This is a genomic window from Vibrio sp. McD22-P3, from assembly GCF_021568915.1.
GTDB lineage: Bacteria > Pseudomonadota > Gammaproteobacteria > Enterobacterales > Vibrionaceae > Vibrio > Vibrio mediterranei.
The window spans coordinates 273,122-297,683 of the sequence record NZ_JAKGTN010000003.1 but is presented as its reverse complement, the minus strand read 5'-3'; the positions used below and the strand labels follow the sequence as shown (position 1 = coordinate 297,683).

Below are 24,562 nucleotides of genomic sequence, written 5' to 3'. Positions count from 1 at the left end.
ATAAGATTATGCTTAGACTGTTGTACGCCTGTTTAGTCGTTGTCTGCATTTTCCCTACAGTACCTGGTTTACTTGGGGTGGTGATATCCTCTTTGGGTTATATCCCCCCTTTAGGTCTACATCATTTTGATTTAGCCGGATTCAATCAGGTCTTTGCATGGCAAGGCGTAGAAACTTCTATTTTGCTGACGTTTAGCTCCGCAATACTGAGCAGCTATCTCGCCTGCTTCTTATCCTTTGCCATTATTGCCTCTTGTTGGAACAGTAGTTGGTGGAAACGAATCGAACTATCGCTATCTCCTTTACTTGCTCTGCCTCACGTCGCCTTTGCTATTGGTTTTGCTTTTCTGTTTTCTCCTACCGGATTTGGCGCGAGAGCCTTAGTTGACCTTTTGGGAATGGATCTAAGCGGAAACTCTGCCAGTTCAGCTTGGCTAGTCAAGGACCCTTATGGCGTTGGCTTGACGTTGATGCTAGCCCTCAAGGAAGTACCGTTTATACTGCTGATGAGCATCCCAATACTACGACAACTTAGAGTCAGTGAGTCACTGCGTATCGCTACATCACTCGGATACACTGAAAGTGCAGCTTGGTGGAAGATCATACTGCCACAATGGTTTACTAAAATTCGATTCCCGATGCTCGCAGTGATTGCCTACAGTTTATCTGTCGTCGACGTTGCTTTAATTATCGGACCAACTAACCCACCAACCTTCGCTGTCTTAGTTTGGCAATGGTTCAATGACCCCGACCTGAGCTTGCTTCCCCGCGCCAGTGCTGGTGCTGTTGTGCTATTTGCTATTGCTTCAATCTTGATTGGTATCGCTCGTCTCATCGAGCATCTCGTCGTTGCTATTTGCAATCAATGGCAATATTCAGGTCGTACATCGCTGCGCATTCCTGGCAAACCAATATTCACCGTACTTGTATCCATTGTTGCCGCCATGATACCGCTGACGGTTATTTGGACATTTGCGCAGCGTTGGCGTTTTCCGGACGTCTTACCAAGCCGCTATACATTGCGTTTCTGGGAGTACGAATGGGACGGTATTTTTGAAGTGATGGCACAGAGCTTGACCATCGCGCTTATCTCGGCAACGATTGCTCTCATACTTGCTGTTGTAGGACATGAGTATCGCAATAAATATCGCTTACATATACCAGGTTACGTCATTGCGATTCCCATGCTATTACCGCAATTAAGTATCCTGTTCGGATTGCAAGTTACCACGCTATTGCTTAGTGACTCGAGTTATTTGCTTTGGGTTTGTTGGTCACATGTATTCTTCGCCTTCCCGTTTGTCTTCCTTGCACTAGATGGACCATGGCGCGGCTTCAATAGTAAGTTTACCCAGGTATCACTGAGCCTTGGGAAGAGCCCTATTCATACTTGGCTGCATGTCAAATTGCCGCTTCTTTTCCCTGCAATGGTATTTGCATGGGCGGTAGGCATTAGTGTGAGCCTTGCTCAATATTTACCTACGCTGGTATTAGGAGCAGGTCGAGTTGCCACTATTACAACCGAAGCGGTAGCCTTATCGAGTGGATTCGATCGCAGAGTCACCGCCATCTATGCACTCTTCCAGGCTTTCTTACCACTACTATTTTTCTCTGTTGCCGTATTGGTTAATCGCATTCACTCTCGTTATCGACGAATTAAGATCAAAGGACTTTTATTTAATGACACTATCGCTGGCAAACCTCACCATCCGTAAGAAGGAAGGCGAGGTGCTGTTTTCTGATTGCAGTTTCAACGTAAAACAGGGCGAAATATTGACGCTAATGGGCCCAAGTGGTTGTGGAAAATCCACGCTGCTTGACGTCGTTGCGGGTCATCTGTCGTCAGAGTTTGTCTACCAAGGACAAGTTCTACTCGAAGACAAACGTATCGACATGCTAGAACCACACAAGAGAAAAGTCGGAATTTTGTTTCAAGATGACCTGCTGTTTCCTCATCTCAATGTATGGGAGAACCTTGCCTTCGCCTTGCCTAATCGAATTAAAGGAGCTGAACGACAAGAACATGCAATGAACGCTCTTGCTAGTATTCAACTCAATGGTGTGGCTAATCATTACCCAGAGCAATTATCCGGAGGACAACGTGCCCGTATCAGCTTAACACGAATGCTGCTCGCTGAACCAAAGGCCGCCCTACTTGATGAGCCATTCAGTAAACTCGATAAAGAGCTGCGGGTTCAGTTCAGAGATTGGGTTGTGGAACAGCTTCGCAGTGCCAATATTCCCGCTTTAATGGTCACACATGATGAGGATGATATTCCTGATTGCAGCCAAGTCCTTAAATGGCCTTGGGAGAGTGCAGCATGTTAGACAGCATTAGTATCAAAGTTATTCGCTGGCCGTTATCTCAATCGGCACGTGTGCTTAACCGATTAGGGATAACAGCCAATCAAACTACACTATTTGGCTTCGCTTTGGGTTGCCTTGCTTTTCCTGCTTTAGCGTTTGAGCATTATTCCATCGCCCTGATATTTATTTTGTTAAACCGAATTTGCGACGGTCTTGATGGTGCTCTAGCACGTATTCAAGGGATTTCAGATGCCGGAGGTTTTTTAGATATAAGCTTGGATTTCTTATTCTACTCACTGATACCGTTTGGTTTTGTTATTGCCAACCCGGAGCAGAATGCCATTGCTGGCGCTTTTTTGATTTTCTCTTTTATCGGCACGGGAACTAGCTTTTTGGCATTCGCTGTGATGGCAGGTAAACGCGGTATTGAGAATCCAGTTTATCGTCATAAATCTTTGTACTATATGAGTGGCCTTACCGAAGGCACCGAGACCATTGGTTGCTTTGTTCTTTTATGCTTATTACCTGAACATTTTGCTACCATTGCGTTCGTCTTCGGGGCTGCGTGCTGGTTTACAACGTTCACTCGCATTTATTCAGGGTTTCACACATTGCGATAAACGCTACCGAAATCAAGTTAGAACCCACTTTTGTTGTGGTACATTCAGCATTAGTTGTTTCGGTTAATACGATGAAAGGATCGATATGTCTTCAGACTACTTTGGAACCAGTGCAGCCTACGCACGAAAAGAGAGCGATTACCGTGAGAAAGCCCTTAAGCTTTATCCGTGGGTATGTGGAAGCTGCGCTAGGGAGTTTGTTTACTCAAACCTGAGAGAGCTAACGGTCCATCACAAAGATCATGACCACACGAATAACCCTGAAGACGGGAGTAATTGGGAACTTCTGTGTTTGTACTGTCATGATCATGAGCACTCAAAATATACTGAGCACGATTTATACGGTAGCGAGGTAAAACCAGGAGAAGATAACCATCAGGCCGCTACGCATAATCCGTTTGCAGACTTAGCAAATATGATGAAGAAAAAGTAAGCGCATTAAACGAAAAACGTCAGGGGTTACCCTGACGTTTGTTTTCACCCAGTCGAAACTTAGTCCCACTCAGGAGCGAAGTCTGGATTGGCTAATCGATGACCTCTATCCAGTTTCGAAATACTCTCCATATCTTCATCGTCTAATTTAACGTGAACATACGCTAAATTACTCTCGATATTCGTTTGCTTAGTCGATGATGGAATCGTCACAAATCCGCATTTAGCCATCCAAGCCAATACGATTTGAGCAGGCGTCGCTCGATGTTTTTCAGCAATATGTTTAATTGAACCATCTTTAAGTACATCCCCATACGCAAAAGGCATGTAACCAGTCACAATCATCTTGTGTTGACGGCAGTAATCCACTACGCGTTGGTTCTGCAGGTATGGGTGCACTTCGACCTGATTGGTATAAAGCACATTGTCACCTAAGATCTCAATTGCTTTCTCCATTTGCGCAACAGTGAAATTAGACACGCCAATATGACGAGCGAGTCCATCGTCTTGAGCTTGCTTAAGTTGTTGTAAATACTCAGCCATTGGCACTGCTTCATCTTTAAGTGGCCAATGAATAAGAAGCAGATCCACATAGTTTACCTGAAGATCTTTCAAGCTCTCATGCAAACTAGGTAGAAAAGACGCTTTCCCTAGCTTATCCATCCAGATTTTGGTCGTTACAAAAAGCTCCTGACGAGGAATTCCAGAATCCGCTATCGCTTGCCCCACTTCTTTTTCGTTGCCGTAAATTTGAGCGGTATCGATGTGGCGATAGCCAGCATTCAAAGCCATTTCAACGGACTTATAAGCATCGTCGCCCTTTAAGCGAAAAGTACCGGCGCCAAGAGTTGGAATAGAAAGAGACATAGCTTCTCCTTTGAGTTGGTTATGCATTTAATTACAGTACTAATTACAAGGTACTACAAATAAAAAAAGCAGAGTGTGCGCCAACTCTAAAACTATATAGTTATAATATTATCGAAAATCTATTGGAACAAAAAAAGCCTCGCAAACTGTGCGAGGCTTTTTGTTAGTTTAATAACGAATTACACGTCGTAAGTCGTTGAAGCCGTGTTACCGCCTGTACCAGTCCAGTTTGTGTGGAAGAACTCACCACGTGGACGGTCAGTACGCTCATAAGTGTGAGCACCAAAGTAGTCTCGTTGAGCTTGAAGCAGGTTAGCTGGTAAACGTGCTGTTGTGTAACCGTCTAGGAAAGATAGCGCTGAAATTGTACATGGCATTGGGATGCCCGCTTCTAGAGATTTCGCTGCTACTTTACGCCATGCCGCTAGGCTGCCTTGTAGGATGTTTTTGAAGTAATCATCTGAGCCTAGGAATGCGATATCTGGGTTCGCTTCGTAAGCATCACGAATATTACCTAGGAATGCAGAACGGATGATACAACCACCACGCCACATTAATGCTACGTTACCGTAGTTTAGATCCCAACCGTTCTCGTTTGACGCTTCACGCATTAGCATGAAACCTTGAGCGTAAGAAATGATCTTAGATGCAAGTAGTGCTTGGCGCAGTGCATCAACCCACTCTTGCTTATCGCCTTCTACTGGAGTAATAGTCTTGCCGAATAGAGATTCAGCTTCAACACGTTGGTCTTTAAGAGCAGATAGACAACGAGAGAATACAGACTCAGAGATAAGCGTTAGAGGAATACCAAGGTCTAGTGCGTTGATACCTGTCCATTTACCCGTACCTTTTTGGCCTGCAGTATCAAGGATCTTCTCTACGAGTGGCTCACCGTCTTCATCTTTGTAACCAAGAATGTCAGCGGTGATTTCTACTAGGTAGCTGTCTAGTTCTGTCTTGTTCCAATCTGCAAATACAGCCTGCATTTCATCTGCAGACATACCTAGACCGTCTTTCATGAACTGGTACGCTTCAGTAATCAACTGCATGTCGCCGTATTCGATGCCGTTGTGAACCATCTTAACGAAGTGACCTGCACCATCGTTACCAACCCAGTCACAGCAAGGCTCGCCAGCATCAGTTTTCGCAGAGATACCTTGGAAGATAGGCTTAACTGCTTCCCAAGCTTCAACTGCGCCGCCTGGCATGATTGAAGGTCCAAAACGAGCGCCTTCTTCACCACCAGAAACGCCAGTACCGATAAAGTGGATACCTTTTTCACGTAGCTCAGCAACGCGACGGTTTGTGTCTGGGTAGTTTGTGTTACCGCCATCAATGATGATGTCGCCTTTGTCTAGTAGTGGTACTAGCGCTTCGATGAACTTATCTACAACATCACCAGCACGTACCATTAGCATCACTTTGCGTGGCGTTTCTAGCTTCTCAACGAGTTCTTCTAGCGAGTATGCACCAACAATGTTCGTGCCTTTTGCTGGACCTTCCAGAAACTCGTCAACTTTTGCAGCAGTACGGTTGTGAGCCACTACTTTAAAGCCGTGGTCATTCATGTTTAGGATAAGGTTCTGACCCATTACCGCCAGACCAATTACACCAATATCACCTTTCATTGTTCTCTCCATCAATTCGGCAACTTAACTTGCTGCTTTGAAATCTTTTCGTCGAGCCAAGTTGTGCAGCTCTCCTAGCTCGACATTATTTGTGATTACAGTTCGCAGTAATCGGTATCAGTCAGGTTTTTACATGGGAAGCGCCACGCGCGACCATCATTATGTAGTAGCTGATCTGACTCTTGTGGACCCCAAGTACCACACGCATAACCAAACAGGGATTGCGGATCTTGCTTGTAGTCCAGAATTGGTTGAACAAATTCCCAACATGCCTCAACTGCATCGCTACGTGCGAACAGCGTAGCATCACCATTAAGTGCATCAAGTAATAGACGCTCATAAGCTGTAAGCATCTGTGTCTCTTGCAGTGATGCGTAATGGAAATTCATTTTTACTTCTTTTGCATTGAAACCAGCTCCTGGTTCTTTCAAACCAAAGCTCATTTGAATGCCCTCATCCGGTTGAATACGGATGATCAGCTTATTCTCTGGCGCATCTTTACCAAACACTGGGTGCGGCGTTTGTTTAAAGTGAATCACTACCTCTGTCACACGTGTCGGCAATCGTTTACCTGTACGAACATAAAAAGGAACACCGTTCCAACGCCAGTTGTCGATAAACATTTTCAAGCCAACGTAAGTCTCCGTGCGAGAGTCGTCAGCAACACCATGCTCGTTGCGATAGCCCGGTAGGAATTGACCACGTACGTTAGATTCCGTGTACTGCCCGAGTACAAGGTTGTTACGCAGGTCTTCATCAGAAAGAGGACGCAAACACTGCAGCACTTTAACTACTTCGTTACGAATAGCGTCAGCGTTAATTTGAGCTGGAGATTCCATACCGACCATTGCTAACACTTGCAATAAGTGGTTTTGGAACATATCACGTACCGCGCCAGAACAATCGTAGTAGCCACCGCGCTCTTCTACACCAAGGAACTCGGCACCTGTGATCTCAACATAGTCGACATACTGGTGATTCCAAAGTGGCTCGAACATGGCATTTGAGAAACGTAAAACCAATAGGTTTTGTACCGTTTCTTTACCCAGATAATGGTCGATACGATAGATTTGATGCTCTTGGAAATGCTCGTGAATTTCTTTGTCCAATTGGCGCGCAGACGCTAGGTCATAACCAAATGGTTTTTCGATGATCAAACGCTTCCAGCCATCAGCTTCATCATTGAGGCCGTGAGCCGCCAGACTTGCAGGAATAATGCTATAAAGGCTTGGCGGTGTCGCCAAATAGAAAAGCGTATTACGTTGCTCGAAACCATATTGGTTAGCAACATCATCAAGGCGGGTTGCCAGTTTCGCGTAGTCTTGAGTATCAGAAGTATCAATGGCTTGATAGTGAAGATGATTACAGAAGGCTTCTAGTGTTTCAGGTTCTGTTTTTTCCATCTCCTGAAGGGAGTGTTTTAGCTTTTCTCGGTATGATTCGTCGCTGTATTGAGTGCGGCTTACACCAAGAATTGCGAAAGATTTAGGTAGCTGGTCGCTAGCATACAAATGGTAAAGTGCAGGGATCAACTTACGATAAGTAAGGTCGCCTGAAGCACCAAAAATCACGATGCTGCTGTTTTCAGGTATTACCATCTTTTTTCCTTAGACAATGGGGGCAATTGTTTAGCGGACGCAATGTTAACAGCGTGCTAGAGAAAAAGAAAATAAGTTTTGCCTATAAGAAAGATAGGTAAATTCGTTGGATATATGACATCTGACCAGTCATCTCATTCACCACCCCTGCTTTAAGAAAACTAGCGCATATAAAGTTTCTTCTACCAGTCAATTATCGCAGAATCTTCTAGCTTGGTTACAAAATTGGACCACATAACTTCATTAGTTATGGCACAATCCAATATAATGTAAACATAACGTTAAAAAATACGCTTTTGTTCTCGACATAATCGTCAACCAACACTCAAAGCGACCAATAGAAGAGAATGTGTGCATGCTTTCAATATTTGAGATTTACAAAATCGGGGTTGGCCCTTCCAGTTCCCATACCAATGGTCCAATGATCGCTGGGCATAGTTTCACTGAGTTAATCGCAGACCAACTGACTAAAGTAAACCGGATTCAAGTCGATCTCTACGGTTCCCTGTCGTTGACAGGCATCGGTCACCACACCGATCGTGCCACTATTTTAGGCTTGTTGGGCAACAAACCTGACACTATTAAGATTTCGAGCGCAAACCAAGCGATGAGAAATGCTATCGAAGATGGCGTATTACCTCTCTCAGGCACTCACCATATTCCGTTTAACTACAAAACGGACATGCTGTTTCATGAAGACAATCTACCTCTACATGAAAATGGCATGACCATCTCTGCGTTTGATAAACAAGGTGAGCGCATTGGCTTTGAGACTTACTATTCCATCGGCGGCGGCTTTATTGCCACAGAATATGAATTGCAAAATGGTAAAGACGAAGAAGACGTCAGTGTCGAATTCCCGTTTAGCAGCGCTGACGAAATGTTAGAGCTAGCAGAAGAACACGGCATGAGCCTCGGTGGTATGGTACTTCGCAATGAATTAGCGTTCAAAGATCTTGAAGACATCAATGATAAAGCCGAGCAGATTTGGCGAGTCATGTTGCGTTGTATGGAGCGTGGTTTTGAAACTGAAGGTATCTTGGATGGCGGGCTAAACGTCACCCGTCGTGCTCCTAATCTACTGAAAAAGCTGGAAGCAAACGCCGCCATCGAAAATGATCCGATGGAAATTATGGATTGGATCAACTTGTTTGCCTTTGCCGTAAGTGAAGAGAATGCGGCGGGCGGTCAAGTGGTCACCTCTCCGACAAACGGGGCTGCGGGGGTTATTCCAGCCGTATTAATGTACTACCATCGTTTTATTAAAGAGCTTGATACCAAACAGCTCAAAGACTTTTTAGCGGTTTCCGGAGCCATCGGTATCCTCTACAAAACCAACGCCTCCATTTCCGGTGCTGAAGTGGGCTGTCAAGGAGAGGTAGGCGTATCATCATCCATGGCAGCAGCTGGCCTAACCGCACTACGAGGTGGTAGTAACGAGCAAATGTGTATCGCAGCAGAGATTGCCATGGAGCACTCACTCGGTATGACCTGCGACCCTATCGGCGGTTTGGTTCAAGTCCCTTGTATCGAACGCAATGCCATGGGTGCGATGAAGGCAATCAATGCTTCGCGCATGGCGCTTAAGCGAACCAGTAAGTGTCTCATCTCTTTAGATAAAGTCATCGATACTATGTATCAGACGGGCAAGGATATGAATAAGAAGTACCGTGAAACCTCGCAAGGTGGATTGGCGCTAATTCATTTGGCCCCGCCTTGTGAATAAATGTGCAAGTAAACAAATAAAGGCGACCAGAGGTCGCCTTTATTGATGAACAACTTAACGATATTACTGCGCGATTAAGTCTTTGTAAGCGATAGTCTTGCCTTGAGGTTTCTCATTAGCGAGCTTAGCTTTAGGTGCTCCTGGTTGTGATAACCAATATTCTGGATCCTTCTTAGGATTCAGTTTTGGACCACAATCACCCTGAGCACCACTTCTTTCTAGACGCTTAAGCACTTTGTCTTGAGCTGCTGCTAGGCCGTCCAGAGCTTCTTGTGGTGTTTTTTCTCCACTTGCCGCTTCAGAAACATATTGCCACCATAGCTGTGCAAGTTTTGGATAGTCTGGCACGTTGGTACCAGTTGGGGTCCACTGTTTACGTGCATCACTGCGGTAGAACTCAACCAAACCACCCAGCTTAGGAGCAGCATCTGTCATCGCTTGAGAGTTAATGTCTGACTCACGAATTGGCGTCAAACCAACCAGTGTTTTCTTCAAGCTCACAGACTTAGACACGACAAACTGAGCATACAACCAAGCGGCTTGACGACGATCCACTGGCGTACTGTTTAGGAATGTCCACGAGCCCGCATCTTGATAACCAAGCTTCATGCCATCTTCCCAGTATGGGCCACGAGGTGATGGAGCCATACGCCATTTCGGTGTGCCATCTTCATTAACTACAGGTAGCCCTGGCTTGGTCATGTCAGCAGTAAACGCGGTATACCAAAAGATCTGCTGCGCGATAGAACCTTGTGCGGGAACCGGACCTGCTTCGCCAAACGTCATCCCTTGGGCTTCAGGTGGCGCATATTGCTTTAGCCAATCCACATACTTGGTGGTCGCATACACTGCCGCTGGACCATTTGTCGCACCGCCGCGAGCCACATCGGAACCGACAGGGCTACAACCTTCTACACGAATCCCCCACTCATCAACTGGCAAACCATTAGGAATCCCTTTATCACCCGCACCAGCCATGGAGAACCACGAGTCAGTGAAACGCCAACCTAGTGATGGGTCTTTTTTGCCGTAGTCCATATGACCGTAGACACGTTCGCCATCGATCATTTTCACCTTCTCACTAAAGAATTCTGCAATGTCTTCGTATGCAGACCAGTTAAGTGGCACTCCTAGCTCGTAACCGTATTCCTTCTTAAACTTGGCTTTAAGATCGTCACGCTCAAACCAGTCTGCACGGAACCAATATAGGTTCGCAAACTGCTGATCTGGCAGCTGGTAAATCTTACCGTCAGGACCTGTGGTGAAATCCAAGCCAATGAAGTCGGGAAGATCCAAATATGGGTTAGTCACACTCTTACCGTCACCTTCAATAAAATCAGAGATTGGTACCACTTTTCCGTATCGAATGTGGGTTCCGATCAAGTCTGAATCATTGATATAGCCGTCGTAGATATTGCGACCTGTCTGCATTTGCGTTTGCAGCTTTTCTACCACGTCACCTTCTTGAATCAAATCGTGATTCACTTTGATGCCGGTTATCTCATAGAACGCTTTAGCAAGAACTTTTGCTTCATATTCGTGGGTGGTGATGGTTTCCGAAGCAACGTTGATTTCCATGCCTTTGAAAGGTTTGGCAGCATCAATAAACCACTGCATCTCTTTCGCTTGCTCATCAGCGGTCAACGTCGTCGGAGTGAACTCTTCACTCATCCACTTTTTAGCCGCGTCCATATCGGCAAACGCGTTTGGCGAGAGTGCTGCGAATGCAATAGACAAAGCAACGCAGCGGGTAAGATAAGACTTCTTCATATCCTTTTTCATTATTGTTTTACTCCAATTATGAGTGTTTTGTTTCGTACGTTATTAGTCACACCTAAGCGAGCCCTATGGCATTGAAGCCAAATACAACATGTTGAGCATGGTTAGGCACTTATCGGTGAAAGTTTTTATTACCCCCATTTTAAAACGGTCAAAATCCAAACCGTGGAAATCGCAAACGGCACCCAAATAGAGAGCTCCGTTAGTCCCACAAACCCAAGGTGTATATAGGCTGAACTCAGCAAGCCAATAAACAGTCGGTCTCCCCGTGTTGTACTGATTGGGAGAAACCCTTTGCGCTCAATACATGGCGCTTTAATTTCAGCAATGGTCATCGTTAACAAAATCAGTGCGATGCCAATAAAAAACAGTGCAGACGGAGTCGTCCATGCCATCCAAGCCATAATGTGTCTCCTTAAACTCGACCCAGTGCAAAACCTTTCGCAACGTGGTTGCGAACAAACCAAATGACAAGAATGCCCGGTACGATAGTCAGTACCCCGGCCGCAGCTAACACGCCCCAATCTATCCCCGAGGCACTGACGGTTCGCGTCATCACCGCAGAAATAGGCTTGGCATCAACTGATGTAAGTGTTCGAGCAAGCAGCAACTCAACCCAGCTGAACATGAAGCAGAAAAACGCCGTCACACCAATACCGGAACGGATCATTGGCAGAAATATCTTCATAAAGAACTTTGGAAAGCTGTAACCATCGATATAGGCGGTTTCATCGATTTCCCTTGGAACACCTGACATAAAGCCTTCAAGGATCCAAACCGCCAACGGCACGTTAAATAAACAGTGAGCGAGCGCGACCGCAATATGGGTGTCGAACAGGCCTACCGATGAATACAACTGGAAGAACGGCAACAGAAATACTGCAGGCGGTGACATTCGGTTGGTCAGCAGCCAGAAAAACAAGTGTTTATCGCCGACAAATTTGTAGCGTGAAAAGGCATACGCTGCAGGCAGAGCCACTGCTAGCGTAATACACATATTCATTACTACATAGATGATGGAATTGACGTATCCCATATACCAACTAGGGTCGGAGAAAATGGTCTGATAGTTTTTAAATGTCCAGTTTTCTGGCCAGAAGCTTAGGCTTCCCAATATCTCTTGGTTTTCTTTAAACGACATATTGAGCAGCCAATAAATCGGCAGCATCAAACAGATGATATAAAGTGCTAAGCCGACAATTTGGGTATAGCGTGTGTATTTTGACTTCGTCATGGTTAAATCCCTTTATTTATTCTCACCGTGCGTCATCGCGGTATAGAACACCCAACTGACGAGTAATATGATCAAGAAGTAAATGATGGAGAAAGCCGCAGCAGGACCAATATCAAATTGTCCGATGGCCATCTTGGTTAAGGTTTGGCTTAAGAACGTGGTTGAGTTACCTGGCCCCCCTCCAGTAAGCACAAAGGGTTCGGTGTAAATCATAAAGCTGTCCATGAAGCGCACTAACACACCAATCAATAACACGCTCTTCAACTTTGGAAGCTGAATGTAACGGATGATTGACCATGTAGAGGCGCGATCAATATTGGCCGCTTGATAGTAGGCATCCGGAATAGCGCGCAGACCTGAATAACACAGCAAAGCGATGAGTGACGTCCAGTGCCATACGTCCATCAGAATCACAGTCAACCAAGCATCGACCGGGTTACCTGCATAGTTATAATCAACACCAAGCCCGTTTAGAGCCCAACCAAATAAGCCAATGTCCGCACGACCAAAGATCTGCCAGATAGTCCCCACGACGTTAAGTGGGATAAGCAATGGAATAGCCAATACGATTAGGCAAAACACCGACCACTTGCCTTTGGTTGGCATGGTGAGTGCCACAATAATCCCAAGGGGAACTTCAATCATCAGCACCGTAAACGTAAATCCAAACTGACGCAGCAACGCTCCGTGTAGTCGTTCATCATTTAACGTTTCTCGATACCACTCCGTTCCAACGAAGTAGGCGGTATTAGCGTCAAAGATATCTTGTAGCGAGTAGTTCACTACCGTCATCAATGGCACGATGGCACTAAAAGCCACCAAGGCAAAAACCGGAAGAACTAGAAACCATGCCTTGTTGTTGACTGCCTTGTCCATTAGTGGCCTCCTACATTAACTAAGAATTCATCGACATAGAGCATTGTCCATTGCTCTGGAAAGCTGATGTACGCGACACTTTTAGGTACATGTTGGTCTTCTTGAAGGCGTGCTTTGATGTGCTGTTCACCCAGCTTTAAAGTGAGAATTTTGTAGGTACCCAAATCTTCAACATGCAATACCTGTGCTTTTAAAGCAGAAGGGTTTTCTTTCTCCCATACATGAACAAATTCCGGTCTTATTCCAATCTTGATATTGTTACTCGATGCCTTTGCAATAGCGTCTCGATAACTTGACGACAACGGCACATCGACATCATCAAATCGCACTCCAACCTCAGTTGGTGTCACTTCCATTAGATTCATTCCAGGACTGCCAATGAAGTAGCCGACAAAGGTATGGTTAGGGGTTTCGAATAGCTCTCTTGGTGTACCGAATTGCACAATTTGCCCGTTGTACATAACGGCAATTTCATCTGCGAACGTCGACGCTTCCAGTTGGTCATGGGTCACGTAAATCATGGTGATATTGAACTGTTGGTGGATCTGCTTAAGCTTGCGTCTTAGTTTCCACTTCAGCTGCGGGTCGATAACCGTTAGTGGTTCGTCAAATAGAATCGCCGAGACATCATCACGAACCAGCCCTCTTCCCATCGACACCTTTTGCTTTTCATCCGCAGTAAGGTGTTTTGCTTTTTTGTTCAGCACGGCAGTCAGCTCGAGAATTTCGGCAATTTCCGTCACTTTGGAATGAATTTTAGCTTTGTGTACCTTCATATTTCGCAGCGGAAACGCTAAGTTGTCGTACACCGTCATAGTGTCGTATATCACCGGAAACTGGAAAACCTGAGCAATATTTCTATCCTGAGGGCGCAGTTCATTCACTTTCATGTCATCGAAAAGCACTTCACCTTGCGAAGGACTCATGAGCCCAGAAATAATGTTGAGTAGTGTCGATTTTCCGCAGCCCGATGGACCTAATAACGCGTATGCTCCACCTTGTTTCCAAACGTGGTTCATTTCTTTAATGGCATACAGCGACGACTCGCTTGGCTGTTTGTCATAAGTATGAGCCAGTGAATTGAGTGTAATTTGGACCATGACTGACTAACCTCTCACATCATTAATCGGAGCATGAATCAGTTTTTCGTCCATACCGAATACATAGAATTTGTGGATTGGAATGTAGATTTTGATGGTTTCGTCCACTTCATAGCTGTGAACGCCAGCCAAGTGAAGCACCAACTCAAAATGCGCATTACGAACATGAAGAAATGTCTCTGAGCCACTAATTTCGGCGACTTCCACTTGAACCGTCAGCTCAACATCGTCGTCGTTTTTCGGTAACAAGCTAAGATGACTAGGTCGAATACCAAACTTGTAGCTACCCTTTTCAAGCTTGCTTAACGACTGGTTAAGCGGGAAGTGAGCACTTTGATCAAACGTGACTTCACTTTCAGTAACGTCACCTTTTAGTAAGTTAATAGGAGGCTCACTAAACAGAGTGGCTGAGGTCACGCAATCTGGGGTGTGATATACCTCCGCGGTCGGACCTGACTGGATGACCTTGCCCTCATGGAGAATGGTTGTCGTTCCGCCAAGTGCTAGAGCTTCGTTAGGCTCTGTAGTAGCGTAGATAGCGATCGTGTGACGGGTTTTGAACAACTCACGCATTTCCTGACGCAGTTCCTCGCGAAGCTTGTAGTCTAAGTTCACCAGGGGCTCGTCGAACAAAATAATTTCAGCATCTTTGACCAATGCTCTAGCCATTGCGGTTCTTTGCTGTTGACCACCAGAAAGTTCTAATGGGTGCTTTTTTAGATGTTCAGTAATGCGAAGCATGTCTGCTGTCGCGTGCACACGATCGATGATTTCTTTTTCGGGTGTACCAGCAAGTCGCAGCGGAGAAGCGACGTTTTCAAATACCGTCAGATTGGGATAATTGATAAATTGCTGGTAAACCATCGAGATGTTTCGCTCTCTTACCGAAACCCCTGTTACATCAACGCCGTTAACCAGAATTCGTCCTGACGTGGGTTTGTCCAAACCTGCTATCAATCTCATCAATGAGGTTTTACCTGCGAGTGTTCGCCCAAGCAAAACGTTAAACGATCCTGCTTCAAAGGTGAGGTTCACGTCGGATATGTGATGCTCGCCGTCGACTATTTTGCTTACCTGCTCAAGTGTTAATGACACTAAAAACTCCTTTCATCTCGAACAATGTCGTTTTCGATATTGCTCATAATTGCTAGAGTCGTGCCAACTTGCGAAAATTGTAACAATTTAATTACAAGACATACGATAAACTATTGAATGAGCGTAGTTTTAAACGCTAACCCCATAGAAAGAAAGCACTTATCCTACAAAAACGTTTTATGATCCAAGTAACATTTGTTAACTAAATGTGTTCAAACTGTTCAGGGCAATGATATGTTTATTGAGCAATTGGTGAACAATCTTTGTTCGCAAACGCGCTTTTAGTATTTTGACTCTAATTTGGCTGGTCGTAGAAATGAACAGTAAACACAGCACGATCATTAAAAACTCTTGGCAACGATGTAGAGAAGCCGGGTTGTCACACAGCAGTGCTCCCATTATAGAGATGGAGACAGGCTCCTCACTGGCGAGAACAACAGAAGAGCACTCCGGTTTAATAGAAACGACACAACAAAAAGTGTTGCCGTTTTACGACAGTTTATTGGCAAACAGTAACTGCCTCATTACCTTGGCAAATACTAAAGGCCAGGTCTTGAATAGCTGGGGAGAACAACGGTTTTTTACCCAACATCAACCACAAGTCTTTCAAAATGGCGTGCAATGGAAGGAACAGTTAATTGGCACGAACGCCATAGGCACGGCTTTAGAGACGGGCTCCATTGTGCAAGTTTTTCACGATGAACACTTTCTTAGTTCAAACCGATTTATGGCAGGTTCCGCAGCACCTTTGTTTGATGCAGACAGAAGAATGACGGGCGTTTTGTCGATATCAAGTGACGCTTATATGCCCTCTTCTCATACACTTGGTATGGTAAAACTGATGTCACAGGCCATTGAGAACCAATTAATAGCTAGTCGATTTCAAGCGACCCATCACCTATTTTGGTTCAATACTTCTCCTGAAAACATTGATAGTCAATGGTCTTCATTGTTGGTGTTTAACGATGAAGGCATTATTGTTTCAGCCAATCGTCGCGCTGAAGTGGTACTTGGTCAGAATCTTGCGCTGCAGCGTTTGGAACAATTGTTCGATGTAAAGATGGAGCAAGTGCTATCGCACCCTCCTTTTACGCCATTTCCTCTAACTTCTCGTAGCCAGTCTAATTATTTTGGCTTGACCATACCTCCAACGATTCCAAAAGGTCGTCAACTCGATTTTAGGTTGGCACCACAAACCACAGATATAGCTGCTCCAACGGACAGACCACTTGATTTAGAACAGTTAAATACCGGTGACCCAAGATTGGCGAAAGCGATTAATCAAGCAAGTCGAATCCTTGATACCGATATACCCATTTTGATCCATGGCGAAACCGGGGTGGGTAAAGAAGTTTTTGTTAACGCACTGCACCAATCAAGTAGACGCAGTCACGCCCCACTCATTGCAGTAAACTGTGCCGCTATTCCGTCTGAACTGGTTGAATCCGAGCTGTTTGGATACGAGAAAGGGGCATTTACCGGTGCTCATACTAAAGGCTATGTGGGATTAATTAGAAAAGCCGATAAAGGAACACTGTTTCTCGATGAACTTGGCGACATGCCGATAAATGTTCAAGCTCGACTGCTTCGAGTACTGCAAGAGCGCAAGGTGACGCCACTTGGTTCCACAACCTCTTACCCAGTTGATTTTAAGTTAGTTTCCGCAACCAACCGGAACCTAAAAGCTGACGTAGAGCGCGGTACGTTTCGCCAAGATCTCTATTATCGAGTAACAGGTCTTAACATCACGCTCCCTGCTTTGAGGGAACGAACGGATAAAGAGGCTCTGATCCGATTCATTCTAAGAAAATACGCATACGGCAACGAGGTACCAAATCTAAGCGTGGAAGTATTGGCGATGTTCAAACAACACCCTTGGCCTGGCAATATCAGACAAATGGTTAGCGTGATTCAAATTGCAGCCGCCATGGCGGGCGATGAAACCATCACCTCAGAACACTTACCTGATGACTTCATAAATGACCTCAAACCTTATGAAAGTGCGCCGATTCAACCTATATTGGGCGCTACCGCATCAGACTTATCAGCCGCCCCAAATTTGGTTGAACAGGTCACAGAGCAAGTATCAAACAATCAAGAGTGGCTTGATATTTATGAGGAATGTGGAAGGAATATTTCGGCAACTGCAAAGGCGCTTAATGTCAGTCGCAATACATTATACAAACGCCTAAGAGAGCAAGGGTTAAGATAAGCTTCCCTTGCTCCACTTGGATTGTTTTTATATTAACTCACTGGATCGACATGATAATCATGAATTGTGATTCTGGTGTCATCCAAGCTTACTTTCCAAACTTCGTTAACCAGCAAGTTAATGCCTTCACCACGTAGCGTTGACTCGGGATAGGTGTCTGCAAGTAAGCGTATTCTGAGTTCGACTGCGTAATTATTGTCTTCTCTACGCACTTCTATTTGCTCGATTTGATGATGACAATCCGGTTTAAAGGTGCGCTTAACGATAGAATACCAATCTCTAAACCCATCATGACCTGAAAATGTTCCTTCTGGCGCTGACCATTTGATATCCGCGCTTAAACAACGCGTAAAATCATCAGTCGACTCAGGAAGTTCATCAAACTGGGCGAACCATTGAGTCACAAACTTACTAATACGGTTTTCTGGTGATTGGATAAGGTCTTCAATCCTCGTTTGCAAGCGGTCAGCATGACTCCTAGCACGAGTTTCTACCTCCTCCAGTGTGTTGTACACGCCTGCAATGTAAACCATGCTATGAGTGTAAATTGGCTTAACGTAATTCATTCCTGCAAGATAAGCGGTTTGCTCTAAAGGTTTTAACAACTCTTCAATTGAGAAATGGTTATAGCCAAGCGGGGTATAAGACTCCTCAGGACCACCGATTGTGAACGATAGCACCAAATCTTTGCCTTTTAACTTGTCGCCTTTAGCGCCATAAGCAAAGTTATAGCTGAATACATCATCAATCCATTTTTTCAGCAACGCAGGAATGGAGTACCAGTAGAACGGAAACTGCAGTACAACAACGTCAGCTTTCACTAAAGCCGCTTGCTCTGCCTCTACATCGATCTGATAGTTAGGGTATAAACGGTCTAGTTGACGCACTTCAATGTCATCAAAATGATCACTTAATTGGTTCAAAATAACTTTATTGGTATTTGACGCGTCCAAATTTGGATGACCTGAAATAACTAAAACCTGGCTCATAATGACTTTCTCATCGGTTACTGACTTAACATGTGAGTAGTGTAATCAGTATCATTGATAATTTTTAGATGACTTTTAGCTAAATAATTATTAGTTTAAAGCTAATAATAGTATTAGGTCCTAATCATGAACGGAACAATATTCAACCAACTGATTGTATTTAATACGATCGTTCAGGAAGGTAGCATTACCAGAGCGGCTAAGAAGCTCGAAATGGCACCTCCTTCAGTCAGCAATGCGTTGAAAGCTTTAGAGCAAGAATTAGGTCTACCGTTGTTTACACGTACAACACGACGCATTGAAGTCACTGAAGCAGGTAGATTACTGCATGAACGCACCTTGCATTCTATTTCCGAGTTGAGTTTGGCTTTCGAAAGTGTCAGCGATTTAAGCCGAGAACCCACTGGCACGGTTCGCGTCACCATGCCACGCTTTGTCTATCAGTATTTAATCGAGCCCATTTACGCGGAATTCTGTCAGCAATACCCTCATATACAACTAGAAATTTCAGTTTCTGACGCCACAATCGACATACTTAACGAGAACTTTGATCTTGGCATCCGCTTTGGTGATAAAGTGGAAGAAGGCATGGTCGCTCGACCACTTACGACTTCTATGAAAGAAGCCTTTTTTGCGTCCCCTGCCTATATAGAACACTATGGACAACCATCATGCCCAGATGATTTGAAACATCACAAGCTGATACAGTATCGATTCATCTCATCAAACAAAATTGCACCTCTATTGCTAAACAAACAGGGAGAGATGCTTTCGGTGGAGATGCCTACCTCCATGGTTGTTAATGACACGAACTTAATGGTAGATGCTGCCATAAAAGGTTTGGGAATAGGCAGACTTGTCGAACCTATGATTCAATCACATATCGCCCAAAAGCAACTAGTACCAATTTTAGAAGACTATTGGTACCCATATTCTGGACTTTATGTCTACTTTCATAAAAACACACAAAAGGCTAAACGTGTACGTGTATTGATTGATTTTTTGATAGAAAAAACCAAGCAGCTATAACTAGATGGCGGCTCTTTTCATGGATACATTGTCCCTACTACGAGGTATCAAATTGAACACAAGTAAAATTCGCAACGTGGTCTTCGACGTTGGCAACGTGATTGTTCGCTGGTCTCCCGTTGAGATCGTCCGACTAACATTTGGGTATAGTGCTCATGAAGCAGAGCAAAAGGCTAAAGCTATTTTTCAACATGATATTTGGATGGCACTTAACAAGGGCCTATTGACCGAACATCAAGCACAAGAAGAATATCAAACTGCATTGGGGCTATCTGAGGCTGAGTGTGAGAGACTCTTCTACTACATCAAAGAAACCCAAATTCAGATTTTTGGTACGGTCGATCTCATTAAGCGCCTGAAACAAGCCAGCTACAACATTTATGCTTTAACGGACAACGTCCATGAAATTGTCGAGCACTTAAAGCATCGTTATGACTTCTGGCCACTATTCGAAGCTGCTACCGTATCGGCTGAGTTGGGTGTACTCAAACCCTCTGCTGACATTTATCAGTCGCTACTCAACAGCAACAATCTTATCGCGGAAGAGACCGTATTTTTGGATGACATGCCATACAACGTCGACGGCGCAGTGCAATGTGGACTGCATGCCATTCAGTTCAGCGACGCACAACAAGCGGAGAATGCACTTCGAGAATTGGGTTTAGAGTTTTAAGACGAATAACGGCAGTTCTCGTGACAAGAACTGCCGTTACTATTTCAGTTGATTCAAATGAACAAACGCTTAACTAAGCTTGCTCTTCAAACTTTCCAATACAGACTTACGAATTGAACCCAGTTTTGGACGCTCTTCATTTGGAAACGGGATTGGTCGCATAAGACTGATCGTTTTCAAACCCAAACGAGCTGTTAGTAGCCCCACACCAAGGCCTTGTCCAGCTCGGGCTGAAAGTTTTTCTGCCAAGTTCATCGACAATATATCCGCACTTGATTCAATGGCAAGTTCACTGGCACCCGCTAATGCAATGTTCATTAATACGAGTTTGAACAACTTAAGTCTTGACCAGTAACCTAACTCTACGCCGTAAACCTCTGATAATTTGTCGATCATTCGGAAATTACGCCAAGCGATGAGAAGCATGTCAGCAATAGCCAATGGACTCAGAGCCACCAAAATTGCCGCTTCCCCCGATAACTTCGACACTGCAGCCAGTGCTTGTTTATCTTGCTCTTTCAGTACCATGGACTGGTACATATTTAGCACTTCAGCATCACTATGCGCACTGTGAATACTGTTCTTCCAGCGGTCAAACGAAGGGTTTTCAGGTTGTATCCCCGCCTCATCAGCTAGCTTTTGACAGAATTTCTCACCCTGCCCCACTCCATCGTTGGCAATCAGTGCTTCGGCCTGTTCCTGAACCGAAAAGTGGTCTTTCAGTTTGCGAAGCTTATACAGCTCCTTACCAAACGCCCCAATACCCATTGCCGCTACTGCGGTAATCAAGCCTGACCAACCTAAAGACAACCAGTTTCCGGTATTGGCAGCAGTCACGACGTTATCTATCGCTTGCCAACCAACTAAGCCTGCAAATGCCGTTAATAAAGTAGTGGCAATCCAGCCTTTTTTGCTGCTTCCTTTGACTACTCTTTCAAGCTCTAGCTCGTCCTGTTGATCATTTGCTTCATGTTCAACAGGTATGAACGCCTGTTCTGGTTCAAACAGCTTTTGGCTGTTTATATCCACTGAAGATTCTATTTCGGAAGTATCCTCAGTGAAGACTTTTCTACCTTTGATATCACTCATCGAAGTTTATCTCCAATCAAATACTGCAGTGCTTTATCAAGTCGAATATGCCCGCAAGGTTCGTCAACCGCCGTTTCAAGCGGTCTAAATGAGGTAAACTCAAACTGATTGTTTTTCCAATACTCAGCCTTTGGGAGGCGGGCTGGCACATCACCGGGATACAAGGTCATGGTTTCATTATTCAAGGTCGTTCCTCTTAGCGCAGCACTGCTCTCATTTCCTTTACCTACAAATCCTGCTTCGGTCGCTCTGATGGAAGCGACGCTCATGCAGCTCATTTCTATATTTTCGAACGCAGTATCTTGCCACGCTGGATGTACCATTTGCTGTAACAAGCTCACTAAGTTGTTGTGCTGATCTGGCGTGACATGATCAGCCTTTGTGGCGGCAAACAAAATTTTATCTATTCGTGAAGAGAACAAGCGACGTAGTAAGCTAGATTGTCCATAGCGGAAACTCTTCATAATTTGTTGCAGCGCATCTTTCATATCATGAAACGCTTCTGAGCCTGCCATGAGTGGCTGTAAACAATCCACCAGCACAATCTGACGATCAAATGTCGCAAAGTGATTCTTGTAGAATTGCTTCACCACTTTGGTTTGATACTCTTCATAGCGGCGCTTGAGCATCGCATAACCGCTCGCCTTAGCGACTTTGTCTGACGGAGCCTGACAAGGGAAAAACTGCAGTACTGGTGCGCCTTTTAATTCACCCGGAAGAACAAAGCGTCCTGGTTGCACCCAATGTAATCCACGCTCTTTGCAGGCATACAGATATTGAGTAAAGCTCTCGGAAATGTCGGCTATTTGCTTTTCGTTTTCTTCTCCAGTGGCATCAAACTGCTCAAGCTTAGTCAGCCAGTCTTGGGCACATTCGCGGCGAATACCCGTTAGATTCTCAAACTGCAACTCACTCCACTGCTCAAAGGTCAAATCGAGTAGTGGTAAATCGAGTAACCACTCTCCCGGATAATCAATGACATCAATATACAGAGTCGACGTTTTGCTAATTAAGCGTTTCGCCCCTTTTGCTGGCTTATACTTAACCGCCAATCGTATCTCACTTACATCGCGCGTAGGCTCAGGCCAACTTGGTGGCATTGCATGCAGTTGACTCATCGCGTCATCATAAGCAAAACGTGGAACCATTAAGTTAGACTGCGGGACACGCTTGGCACCGATCAATCGTCCATCTCTAGCACAGTCCAACAGAGGTAAATTCTCGTGTGTAGAGGTATGCAACAGTTGATTAACCAGTGAAGTGATGAACGCCGTTTTACCTGCTCGCGACAAACCCGTCACGGCAATTCGAACATGAGAGTCCATACTACGATGCAGAAGATCAGATACTTCTTGACCAATTCGGCTCATTTAACGTACTCCAATAAAACTAATGGGATAAGTTTGCACTATACGAGATTAACGAAACATGAACAAAAAACCCCTGAAAATATTCAGGGGTTTACGTGAAACTTTGAGAGCGTCCTAATCGTCTTCAATTAACTTATAAATGACGAACAGTGCGATTTCCAACAGAACCGTCAGCACACAAGCCATGGTGACGTATTTTTCATTAAAGATGCTGATACCGTGCAGTATTAAATCGTAGCCAACGAAAAATCCCACTACTAGCAATAACGCAATTTGTAATATTTGTATGAATCGAGGCATTGTTGCTCTCTCCTTGGTTCTTTTTCTAGTATGTTTTTTAGTATACGCCTGAATTATAGATAAAAAAAAGTGAGTATGCGTTCACACACCCACTTTTTCTAAGCGGATTAAGAAACTTTTTCTGCTTCCGCTATCTTAACTTTCCACGTATCTGGACCAATTTGGTGAGCATTCGCTCCGCTTGAATCTACCGCGACCGTCACAGGCATATCTTCTACTTCAAACTCGTAAATAGCTTCCATACCTAAGTCTTCAAACGCAACCACTTTGGCTTTCTTAATCGCCTTAGCTACCAAATATGCCGCACCGCCAACAGCCATTAAGTACACAGCCTTGTGCTCTTTGATAGACTCAATCGCCGCAGGACCACGCTCCGCTTTACCAATCATGCCAGTTAGTCCAGTTTCAGACAGCATCATGTCAGTAAATTTATCCATACGAGTTGATGTTGTTGGGCCAGCCGGTCCTACCGCTTCATCGCCAACGGCGTCTACTGGACCGACGTAGTAGATAAATTTGCCTTTAAAGTCGACACCTTTTGGCAAACCTTCACCACTCTCCAACATCCCTTGAATACGTTTGTGCGCTGCATCACGACCTGTCAGAATTTTCCCAGAGAGCAATAGAGTCTCACCTGTTTTCCACTCTTGAACGTCTTCTTTGGTGATAGTGTCAAGATTCACTCGACGAGTATTTTCGCCAGCTTCCCATGTAATATCTGGCCACTCTTCCAATTTTGGTGGCGTAAGCTCTGCTGGGCCGGTTCCATCGAGAGTGAAGTGAACGTGACGGGTTGCTGCACAGTTTGGAATCATACACACAGGCTTAGAAGCTGCGTGAGTTGGTGCGGTTTTGATTTTAACATCGACAACGGTCGTTAAGCCGCCCAAACCCTGAGCACCAATGCCCAGTTTGTTGACACGGTTAAAGATATCAAGGCGAAGCTCTTCTTCTGCATTAGAAGGACCACGTTCGATAAGCTCTTGAATATCGATATGCTCCATCAAAGATTCTTTTGCAAGTACTGCCGCTTTCTCAGCCGTACCGCCAATACCTATACCCAACATACCTGGTGGACACCAACCTGCCCCCATAGTAGGTAAGGTTTTCTCTACCCATTCTGCGATGTCGTCAGATGGATTAAGCATGACCATTTTGGTTTTGTTTTCAGAACCGCCGCCTTTCGCTGCGATTTGAATTTCAACTTTATCCCCTGGCACCATATTGATATGAACCACAGCTGGCGTATTGTCTTTGGTGTTAATACGCTTACCTGCTGGATCTTTTAGCACAGATGCACGCAACGGGTTATCAGGGTTGGTATAACCTTGACGAACGCCTTCATCGATCATCTCTTGAACAGTTAGATCAGAGTCCCATTGGACATTCATACCAATGTTCACAAAGCAGGTAACGATACCTGTATCTTGGCAAATTGGTCGATGACCTTCTGCGGACATGCGCGAGTTAATGAGAATTTGCGCGATGGCATCTTTTGCCGCTTGGCTTTCTTCCTTTTGATAAGCTTTATCTAGGGCTTGAACAAAGTCGAGGGGATGGTAATACGAGATGTATTGCAATGCATCAGCAACACTACTGATCACATCTTCTTTACGAATAACCGCCATTGAATACCTC

The 24,562-nt window shown here is 44.8% G+C and carries 22 protein-coding genes; 8 read left to right on the top strand and 14 right to left on the bottom strand.

Annotated elements, in window-relative coordinates:
* The first annotated feature begins 8 nt into the window (after nucleotides 1-8).
* From L2W36_RS05300 to L2W36_RS05285, 4 genes are all read left to right on the top strand, one after another.
* Nucleotides 9-1,715: an ABC transporter permease gene (locus tag L2W36_RS05300; protein ID WP_236109498.1), complete on the top strand. Its 1,707-nt coding sequence runs from the start codon at nucleotides 9-11 to the stop codon at nucleotides 1,713-1,715.
* Nucleotides 1,681-2,328: an ATP-binding cassette domain-containing protein gene (locus L2W36_RS05295; RefSeq protein WP_236109497.1), complete on the top strand. Its 648-nt coding sequence runs from the start codon at nucleotides 1,681-1,683 to the stop codon at nucleotides 2,326-2,328. The genes L2W36_RS05300 and L2W36_RS05295 overlap by 35 nt, the downstream gene beginning before the upstream one ends.
* Nucleotides 2,322-2,927: a CDP-alcohol phosphatidyltransferase family protein gene (locus L2W36_RS05290; RefSeq protein ID WP_062457342.1), complete on the top strand. Its 606-nt coding sequence runs from the start codon at nucleotides 2,322-2,324 to the stop codon at nucleotides 2,925-2,927. Before L2W36_RS05295 ends, L2W36_RS05290 begins: the two co-directional genes overlap by 7 nt.
* A gap of 85 nt (nucleotides 2,928-3,012) precedes the next feature.
* Complete coding sequence (locus L2W36_RS05285) at nucleotides 3,013-3,360, top strand: YajD family HNH nuclease (RefSeq protein ID WP_038225812.1); 348 nt, start codon at nucleotides 3,013-3,015, stop codon at nucleotides 3,358-3,360.
* Between the two features lie 59 nt (nucleotides 3,361-3,419).
* Here the strand turns inward: L2W36_RS05285 and dkgB are convergent, their stop codons facing one another.
* The 3 genes from dkgB to zwf all read right to left on the bottom strand — a co-directional run bounded on the left by dkgB (nucleotide 3,420) and on the right by zwf (nucleotide 7,452).
* Nucleotides 3,420-4,226: a 2,5-didehydrogluconate reductase DkgB gene (dkgB, locus tag L2W36_RS05280; RefSeq protein WP_062457339.1), complete on the bottom strand. Its 807-nt coding sequence runs from the start codon at nucleotides 4,224-4,226 to the stop codon at nucleotides 3,420-3,422.
* A 179-nt stretch (nucleotides 4,227-4,405) separates the two neighbouring features.
* Entirely contained in the window at nucleotides 4,406-5,854 is a 1,449-nt protein-coding gene (gene gnd, locus L2W36_RS05275; protein ID WP_236109496.1) for a decarboxylating NADP(+)-dependent phosphogluconate dehydrogenase, read from the bottom strand.
* Between the two features lie 95 nt (nucleotides 5,855-5,949).
* Nucleotides 5,950-7,452, bottom strand: coding sequence for a glucose-6-phosphate dehydrogenase (gene zwf, locus L2W36_RS05270; protein ID WP_236109495.1), 1,503 nt, complete (start codon nucleotides 7,450-7,452; stop codon nucleotides 5,950-5,952).
* Between the two features lie 355 nt (nucleotides 7,453-7,807).
* Between zwf and L2W36_RS05265 the strand changes: the two genes are divergently transcribed.
* Nucleotides 7,808-9,178 carry an L-serine ammonia-lyase gene (locus tag L2W36_RS05265; RefSeq protein ID WP_062457336.1) on the top strand — a complete coding sequence of 457 codons (1,371 nt, stop codon included), beginning with the start codon at nucleotides 7,808-7,810 and terminating at the stop codon, nucleotides 9,176-9,178.
* A 63-nt stretch (nucleotides 9,179-9,241) separates the two neighbouring features.
* Here the strand turns inward: L2W36_RS05265 and L2W36_RS05260 are convergent, their stop codons facing one another.
* The 6 genes from L2W36_RS05260 to L2W36_RS05235 all read right to left on the bottom strand — a co-directional run bounded on the left by L2W36_RS05260 (nucleotide 9,242) and on the right by L2W36_RS05235 (nucleotide 15,262).
* The gene (locus tag L2W36_RS05260) at nucleotides 9,242-10,960 is read right to left on the bottom strand and encodes an ABC transporter substrate-binding protein (RefSeq protein ID WP_038222822.1); all 1,719 of its coding nucleotides are present in this window, start codon (nucleotides 10,958-10,960) and stop codon (nucleotides 9,242-9,244) included.
* Between the two features lie 128 nt (nucleotides 10,961-11,088).
* Nucleotides 11,089-11,361, bottom strand: a complete 273-nt coding sequence (locus tag L2W36_RS05255; protein ID WP_006073669.1) for a DUF2160 domain-containing protein — start codon at nucleotides 11,359-11,361, stop codon at nucleotides 11,089-11,091.
* An 11-nt stretch (nucleotides 11,362-11,372) separates the two neighbouring features.
* Nucleotides 11,373-12,191 carry a carbohydrate ABC transporter permease gene (locus L2W36_RS05250; RefSeq protein ID WP_006073671.1) on the bottom strand — a complete coding sequence of 273 codons (819 nt, stop codon included), beginning with the start codon at nucleotides 12,189-12,191 and terminating at the stop codon, nucleotides 11,373-11,375.
* A gap of 12 nt (nucleotides 12,192-12,203) precedes the next feature.
* The gene (locus L2W36_RS05245) at nucleotides 12,204-13,067 is read right to left on the bottom strand and encodes a carbohydrate ABC transporter permease (RefSeq protein ID WP_006073672.1); all 864 of its coding nucleotides are present in this window, start codon (nucleotides 13,065-13,067) and stop codon (nucleotides 12,204-12,206) included.
* Nucleotides 13,067-14,167, bottom strand: a complete 1,101-nt coding sequence (locus tag L2W36_RS05240; protein ID WP_006073674.1) for an ABC transporter ATP-binding protein — start codon at nucleotides 14,165-14,167, stop codon at nucleotides 13,067-13,069. Before L2W36_RS05240 ends, L2W36_RS05245 begins: the two co-directional genes overlap by 1 nt.
* Before the next feature lie 6 nt (nucleotides 14,168-14,173).
* Nucleotides 14,174-15,262: an ABC transporter ATP-binding protein gene (locus tag L2W36_RS05235; RefSeq protein ID WP_236109494.1), complete on the bottom strand. Its 1,089-nt coding sequence runs from the start codon at nucleotides 15,260-15,262 to the stop codon at nucleotides 14,174-14,176.
* A 316-nt stretch (nucleotides 15,263-15,578) separates the two neighbouring features.
* Here L2W36_RS05235 and L2W36_RS05230 point away from each other — a divergent pair, with 316 nt between their 5' ends.
* Nucleotides 15,579-17,474, top strand: coding sequence for a sigma-54-dependent Fis family transcriptional regulator (locus tag L2W36_RS05230; RefSeq protein WP_236109493.1), 1,896 nt, complete (start codon nucleotides 15,579-15,581; stop codon nucleotides 17,472-17,474).
* Between the two features lie 32 nt (nucleotides 17,475-17,506).
* On the opposite strand, the gene L2W36_RS05225 is transcribed toward L2W36_RS05230, so the two are convergent.
* Nucleotides 17,507-18,463, bottom strand: a complete 957-nt coding sequence (locus L2W36_RS05225; RefSeq protein ID WP_236109492.1) for an NAD(P)H-dependent oxidoreductase — start codon at nucleotides 18,461-18,463, stop codon at nucleotides 17,507-17,509.
* 126 nt (nucleotides 18,464-18,589) lie between these two features.
* On the opposite strand from L2W36_RS05225, the gene L2W36_RS05220 reads away from it, so the two are divergent.
* Nucleotides 18,590-19,492, top strand: a complete 903-nt coding sequence (locus L2W36_RS05220) for a LysR family transcriptional regulator (RefSeq protein ID WP_038225842.1) — start codon at nucleotides 18,590-18,592, stop codon at nucleotides 19,490-19,492.
* Nucleotides 19,493-19,544: 52 nt separating this feature from the next.
* Nucleotides 19,545-20,165, top strand: a complete 621-nt coding sequence (locus L2W36_RS05215) for an HAD family hydrolase (RefSeq protein ID WP_124939909.1) — start codon at nucleotides 19,545-19,547, stop codon at nucleotides 20,163-20,165.
* 69 nt (nucleotides 20,166-20,234) lie between these two features.
* Here L2W36_RS05215 and L2W36_RS05210 read toward each other — a convergent pair whose 3' ends face one another.
* The 4 genes from L2W36_RS05210 to L2W36_RS05195 all read right to left on the bottom strand — a co-directional run bounded on the left by L2W36_RS05210 (nucleotide 20,235) and on the right by L2W36_RS05195 (nucleotide 24,552).
* The gene (locus L2W36_RS05210) at nucleotides 20,235-21,254 is read right to left on the bottom strand and encodes a YcjF family protein (RefSeq protein ID WP_236109491.1); all 1,020 of its coding nucleotides are present in this window, start codon (nucleotides 21,252-21,254) and stop codon (nucleotides 20,235-20,237) included.
* Nucleotides 21,251-22,624: a YcjX family protein gene (locus L2W36_RS05205; protein WP_236109490.1), complete on the bottom strand. Its 1,374-nt coding sequence runs from the start codon at nucleotides 22,622-22,624 to the stop codon at nucleotides 21,251-21,253. The genes L2W36_RS05210 and L2W36_RS05205 overlap by 4 nt, the downstream gene beginning before the upstream one ends.
* Nucleotides 22,625-22,738: 114 nt before the next feature.
* Nucleotides 22,739-22,924: a hypothetical protein gene (locus L2W36_RS05200; RefSeq protein WP_006073687.1), complete on the bottom strand. Its 186-nt coding sequence runs from the start codon at nucleotides 22,922-22,924 to the stop codon at nucleotides 22,739-22,741.
* A 107-nt stretch (nucleotides 22,925-23,031) separates the two neighbouring features.
* Entirely contained in the window at nucleotides 23,032-24,552 is a 1,521-nt protein-coding gene (locus L2W36_RS05195) for a fumarate hydratase (protein ID WP_038225844.1), read from the bottom strand.
* Nucleotides 24,553-24,562 lie beyond the last annotated feature (10 nt).

What these genes read in the sequence shown, in the direction of transcription:
- L2W36_RS05300 (WP_236109498.1), top strand. Translation starts at nt 9, where the DNA reads ATGCTTAGACTGTTGTACGCCTGTTTAGTCGTTGTCTGCATTTTCCCT.
- L2W36_RS05295 (WP_236109497.1), top strand. Translation starts at nt 1,681, where the DNA reads ATGACACTATCGCTGGCAAACCTCACCATCCGTAAGAAGGAAGGCGAG.
- L2W36_RS05290 (WP_062457342.1), top strand. Translation starts at nt 2,322, where the DNA reads ATGTTAGACAGCATTAGTATCAAAGTTATTCGCTGGCCGTTATCTCAA.
- L2W36_RS05285 (WP_038225812.1), top strand. Translation starts at nt 3,013, where the DNA reads ATGTCTTCAGACTACTTTGGAACCAGTGCAGCCTACGCACGAAAAGAG.
- dkgB (WP_062457339.1), bottom strand. Translation starts at nt 4,226, where the DNA reads ATGTCTCTTTCTATTCCAACTCTTGGCGCCGGTACTTTTCGCTTAAAG.
- gnd (WP_236109496.1), bottom strand. Translation starts at nt 5,854, where the DNA reads ATGAAAGGTGATATTGGTGTAATTGGTCTGGCGGTAATGGGTCAGAAC.
- zwf (WP_236109495.1), bottom strand. Translation starts at nt 7,452, where the DNA reads ATGGTAATACCTGAAAACAGCAGCATCGTGATTTTTGGTGCTTCAGGC.
- L2W36_RS05265 (WP_062457336.1), top strand. Translation starts at nt 7,808, where the DNA reads ATGCTTTCAATATTTGAGATTTACAAAATCGGGGTTGGCCCTTCCAGT.
- L2W36_RS05260 (WP_038222822.1), bottom strand. Translation starts at nt 10,960, where the DNA reads ATGAAAAAGGATATGAAGAAGTCTTATCTTACCCGCTGCGTTGCTTTG.
- L2W36_RS05255 (WP_006073669.1), bottom strand. Translation starts at nt 11,361, where the DNA reads ATGGCTTGGATGGCATGGACGACTCCGTCTGCACTGTTTTTTATTGGC.
- L2W36_RS05250 (WP_006073671.1), bottom strand. Translation starts at nt 12,191, where the DNA reads ATGACGAAGTCAAAATACACACGCTATACCCAAATTGTCGGCTTAGCA.
- L2W36_RS05245 (WP_006073672.1), bottom strand. Translation starts at nt 13,067, where the DNA reads ATGGACAAGGCAGTCAACAACAAGGCATGGTTTCTAGTTCTTCCGGTT.
- L2W36_RS05240 (WP_006073674.1), bottom strand. Translation starts at nt 14,167, where the DNA reads ATGGTCCAAATTACACTCAATTCACTGGCTCATACTTATGACAAACAG.
- L2W36_RS05230 (WP_236109493.1), top strand. Translation starts at nt 15,579, where the DNA reads ATGAACAGTAAACACAGCACGATCATTAAAAACTCTTGGCAACGATGT.
- L2W36_RS05225 (WP_236109492.1), bottom strand. Translation starts at nt 18,463, where the DNA reads ATGAGCCAGGTTTTAGTTATTTCAGGTCATCCAAATTTGGACGCGTCA.
- L2W36_RS05220 (WP_038225842.1), top strand. Translation starts at nt 18,590, where the DNA reads ATGAACGGAACAATATTCAACCAACTGATTGTATTTAATACGATCGTT.
- L2W36_RS05210 (WP_236109491.1), bottom strand. Translation starts at nt 21,254, where the DNA reads ATGAGTGATATCAAAGGTAGAAAAGTCTTCACTGAGGATACTTCCGAA.
- L2W36_RS05205 (WP_236109490.1), bottom strand. Translation starts at nt 22,624, where the DNA reads ATGAGCCGAATTGGTCAAGAAGTATCTGATCTTCTGCATCGTAGTATG.
- L2W36_RS05200 (WP_006073687.1), bottom strand. Translation starts at nt 22,924, where the DNA reads ATGCCTCGATTCATACAAATATTACAAATTGCGTTATTGCTAGTAGTG.
- L2W36_RS05195 (WP_038225844.1), bottom strand. Translation starts at nt 24,552, where the DNA reads ATGGCGGTTATTCGTAAAGAAGATGTGATCAGTAGTGTTGCTGATGCA.